Below are 4,396 nucleotides of genomic sequence, written 5' to 3'. Positions count from 1 at the left end.
CGGACAGCCCGCGGACTTCCCCGCAGGGGAACGCCATCAATACACCAACACCAACTACATCGCTCTGGGCCTGATCATCGAACGCGTCACCCAACGGCCCCTGGCCGAACAGATCCACGATCGGATCGTTACACCCCTGGACCTGAAACACACCTACCTGCCAGAACCCGGTGAGACCGGGCTGCGCGGTGACCACGCCCGTGGCTACCACATCGACGCCAAGGGAGAACTGCGCGACATCACCGAGTACGATCCTTCCACGGCGTGGGCATCCGGAGCCATGGTATCCACACCGGCTGAGCTCAACACCTTCATGAAAGCCGTCCTCGACGGCGAACTCCTGGAACCGGCCGAACTGGATCAGATGCTCACCGGCATCCCCACCGGCGACAAAATCATCCCCGGAAACACGTACGGGCTGGGGATTGAAAGCAGCGAACTGAGCGCCGGCACAGCCTGGGGCCACAACGGATACATCCCCGGCTACCAAACGATCAACACAGTCGCAGAGGACGGCACCGCCGTCACCATCACCCTCACGGCACTGCCATACGCCATCTACGACGGCCCCCTCGACGGCCCGACGGAAGAGTTCCTCGATTTCGCCCGCTTGTCCATCGACGCCCTCGACGAAGCCCTCGGCACCCCATAATCCGACACCCACCACAGCACCGCAGCCCGACTCCTGACAGCAGGCAGCCCGTTGAGACGGGCCATGAGGTGGGTGACGGAACGGTAAGAAGAAAGATGGGTGAGGCTCCGGCCTGATCCGGAAACAGAGGGCCGCGACCGGCTTCGCGACGGAAGCAACAGCGGAGATGATCGATCCTGCAACCGGGAGAAATCATCGAGGCGTCAAGGACGTGTTCATCGCCGTCCGCGACGGGCTCCATCAAGGGCCTGCCGGAAGCGATCACAACCACCTGGTAGCGCACGCTCATGCAGCAGTGCGTTGTGCGCCTGATCCACAGCCCGTTTGGCTACGCCGGTCGAGGCACCGCGGCGGGATCGTCAACGCCCTCAGCCCGGCCACGCGGCTCCACGCGAGGCCGCGGTGAAGGACCGGTTCACCGAATCCGCAGCCCAGCGGTATCCGCCGATCGTGCAGCTCTGGGAGTCCTCGTCGAGTCCTCCGGGCGGTCAACGCAATCAGGAAGTGACCATCAAAGGCGAAGAGAAGGGCCTGTCGACCGTAGGTGACAGGCCCTTCTTTCATCGGCGATCAACGGACTGTGTTCGACATGCGCGCCACAAGCCACCCGTCCTGGCTCGGGGGGAACTGATGGACAAAGGCGTATCGGTCGAGTCTCTTGCCGAGCGGGTGACCTTCACACCTGGCGCGGACCCGTTCGCGGAGTTTCAGCTGACCATTATGGCGTCCTTCGCCCTGAAACGCCGCAGCCTCTATCCGACCAACCAACCCTCGAACCAACCCTCCAACCCGAATGGTTTTCGCATGACGCACCATCCCCATGTCCAAGGACCTACCCACGATCGAAGTGGCCCGACGCATCAACATCGAACGGATCACCCTGTATCGGGCACTGAACCGGTTAGGACCAGGATGGATATGTCTCGTGATCGATACGTCATCGATGGATACGACGAGCTCCAAAAAGCCGCCCGTATCCATGTGGCGCGTATCAGTGGTGAGGAGGGACTGCAGGTACCAGCAGTCAGCATCGTTCAGTCCGTGGAGCCAGGTCCCTTTCGGGCCGACGCCCACTTCGCAACACGCAAAGGCGTACCCACTGTCGAAGTCACTGAGCGCGCCATGAGTGAGCTGTCCCTCGAGGGTCTGGCCTTCCTGCTCGCGCATGAGCTCGGGCATCTCGCGGATGCGGCGTGGTGTGTGAGAAGAACCCGCGTGCTCGTAGCGGTTTTCTCCCTCGCGGGAGTGCTGATGTTGGGGGGCTTTTTAGCGGCTGTCCTCGCGGGCTACTTCAACGCCAGCTCGTTTGGTGGAGTCGTCACCTTGGTGATCGGCTTGGTCACCCTGGGTGTTTGGTTGCTTTTGGCGTGCGCGATGAGTCGGGAAGGGAAGATGCGCGCTGACCTGTTTGCCATACGCCATGACCCGGAGCTGACAGGCGCACGTGAATTGTTCGACTCGTGGGAAGCAGACAAACCGGAAGCAACAGAGCCCATGACGCTGACGCGAAGAGTGTGCTTCCTCTTTCGGACCCGCCCCTACCGATCCACGAGGCTCCGAACCATGCAAGCAGCACTCTCCCGCAACACCCGATGACCAGGAGCAGACGATGATCAGGATTGTCCGTTGGACCCTACGGATGGAGGGCGGCCGTGCACGCAGGGCTACCAGTTCCTTCGGAAGTGGGCCGGACCCGGACTCATTATCGGCCCCCGTGAGCTTCAGCAGTGCCCGCACTTCAGCTGGTGTCATTTCCAGACGCTGACGTGTCTCCGACTGTCCTTTTGGCTAGTGAAGGACTGGTCCTGTGGCTAGTGAAGGACTGGTCCTGGGGCTGGGGTGCGGAGGGTGCGCAGCTGGCATCTTGGAGGTATGACCAAGCAAGAGATTGAACCCCTCCTGGTGGAGCACCTTTCGAAGTCCTTCCGCGGTGTCCGCCGGGTCGAGGACGTTAGCTTCAGTGTCGGCGCCGGCCGCATCACGGGTCTGCTTGGGCCCAATGGCGCCGGTAAGACGACCACGATCCGTATGCTGCTGGGCTTGATCGCCGCCGATACCGGAGAGGCGCTGGTGTTCGGGAAGCCGTTCCGCAACCTGTCCGATCCCACCCGGGTCGTCGGGGCGGTCCTGGATGCAGGCGGCCTGCACCCCGGGCGCACCGCACGCCAGCACCTGCGGATCGCCGCCGCCCAGGGCTCCCACGCGGCGGCCCGCGTGGAGGAGGTGCTCACTATTGTGGGCATGAGCGCCGACGCGGACCGCCGGATCCGGGATTACTCCCTGGGCATGCGCCAGCGTGTTGCCATCGCTGCGGCGATCCTGGGCGACCCGAAGATCCTCGTGCTCGACGAGCCGGCCAACGGCCTGGATCCTGCCGGCATTTACTGGCTCAAGCAGTACCTGCGCTCCTTCGCCGACCATGGCGGCAGTGTCCTGCTGTCCTCCCACATCCTCGCCGATGTGGAGCAGATCGCCGATGACATCGTGGCCGTCGCCGATGGGCAGGTCCGCTCAGCGACCACCCTCGCCGAAGCCCTCGCCGCCTCCGAGGGCGACCTCGAGGACTTCTACCTCTCCATGATCAGCTCTTCCGAACGGACCACCCATGCTGCGCGCTGAAACCCTCAAACTCACCACCATCCCCGCGACAAAGATCGCGGTCCTCATCGCGGCCCTCGGCCTGGTGGCCACCCAGCTCACCTCCACCGTCCTGTTCCCCTACCTCGTTAACAGCGAAGGCACTGACCCGGAAGTCGCCGGCGAACTGCCGGTCGTCGATATGACGAAAGCCTCCGAGCAGCTGGCAGCCCTGAACCCCCTCGGAGGCAGCGGTTCCATCGGGATCGTCCTGATCGCCGTCATCCTCCTGGGCATCCTGGCCGGGATCAGCGATTTCCGCTTCGGCGGCATGGTCGGCACGGCACTGGCCCAACCGCGCCGTGAGCGCACCGTCCTGGCCAAGACCGGGGCCACCGCACTGATCGGCGCGGCAACAGGACTCATCCTCGCCGCCCTAGCCGTCATCGCCCTGCTCCTGGCACTGATCCTCGACGGAACGGCCCTGTCCGCGACCCTGCCCGAGATCCTGGAAACCCTCGGCCGCGGCGTCCTGGCCATCACCTTCCTGAGCCTGATCGGACTCGCCGCCGGCCTGCTGCTGCGCAACCAGCTCACCGCGGTCCTGGTCATGCTCGCCGTCCTTGTCCTGGAACCAATCCTCCTGGGAATCATCCAACTCGCCACCGGCACCCTTCCGATCTGGGCCCAGCTGATGCCCAACACCCTGGCCCACGCCCTGATCAGCGCACCCAACGCCCTCACCGGTGCAGCCGCTCTTGGAGCCCTCACCGCCCTGACCGCGCTCCTGCTGACCGGCGCCGCCCTCACCCTCAAACGCCGCAGCCTCTAACCACCACCCAACCCCACAACCAATCCTCCAACCTGAATGGTTTCCGCATGACTCACCACACCCATGCCCAAAAACATGAACCCGGCCGCACCATCGTGCTCTGGGCAGTACTTGTCGCAGCACTGGCCGCCAACGTTCTCACCACCACGGTGGTTTCCATCCCGGGGCTCTCCGTCCCCTTCGGAGTCATCACCGTTGGCTGCGCTGTACTCCTTGTCCGGGCGCACCGGCGCCGCAGGCGCGCAGCATCAGGAACAACCCGCTACACCGCATCGGAGCACTGACATGAAATACACCCCCACATTCGCGGTCATCACCACCGCACTGGCCGCTTC

5 protein-coding genes are annotated in these 4,396 nt (G+C 64.0%); all 5 read left to right on the top strand.

Features of this window, described 5'->3' with window-relative positions; all coding sequences use genetic code 11:
• A partial coding sequence (locus tag E2F48_RS17145; protein ID WP_133405176.1) for a serine hydrolase domain-containing protein occupies positions 1 to 652 on the top strand: 652 nt, incomplete at its 5' end.
• A gap of 324 nt (positions 653 to 976) precedes the next feature.
• Entirely contained in the window at positions 977 to 2,248 is a 1,272-nt protein-coding gene (locus tag E2F48_RS17135) for a M48 family metalloprotease (RefSeq protein ID WP_185149840.1), read from the top strand.
• 276 nt (positions 2,249 to 2,524) lie between these two features.
• The gene (locus E2F48_RS17130; protein WP_133405175.1) at positions 2,525 to 3,271 is read left to right on the top strand and encodes an ATP-binding cassette domain-containing protein; all 747 of its coding nucleotides are present in this window, start codon (positions 2,525 to 2,527) and stop codon (positions 3,269 to 3,271) included.
• Positions 3,258 to 4,061 carry a hypothetical protein gene (locus E2F48_RS17125; protein ID WP_133405174.1) on the top strand — a complete coding sequence of 268 codons (804 nt, stop codon included), beginning with the start codon at positions 3,258 to 3,260 and terminating at the stop codon, positions 4,059 to 4,061. Before E2F48_RS17130 ends, E2F48_RS17125 begins: the two co-directional genes overlap by 14 nt.
• A 47-nt stretch (positions 4,062 to 4,108) precedes the next feature.
• The gene (locus E2F48_RS17120) at positions 4,109 to 4,345 is read left to right on the top strand and encodes a hypothetical protein (protein WP_133405173.1); all 237 of its coding nucleotides are present in this window, start codon (positions 4,109 to 4,111) and stop codon (positions 4,343 to 4,345) included.
• The last annotated feature ends 51 nt before the right edge of the window (positions 4,346 to 4,396 follow it).

This window comes from Arthrobacter crusticola (assembly GCF_004357995.1).
Lineage (GTDB): Bacteria > Actinomycetota > Actinomycetes > Actinomycetales > Micrococcaceae > Arthrobacter_D > Arthrobacter_D crusticola.
The sequence above is the reverse complement of the archived record's forward strand: the minus strand, read 5'-3'. Positions and strand labels throughout refer to the sequence as shown.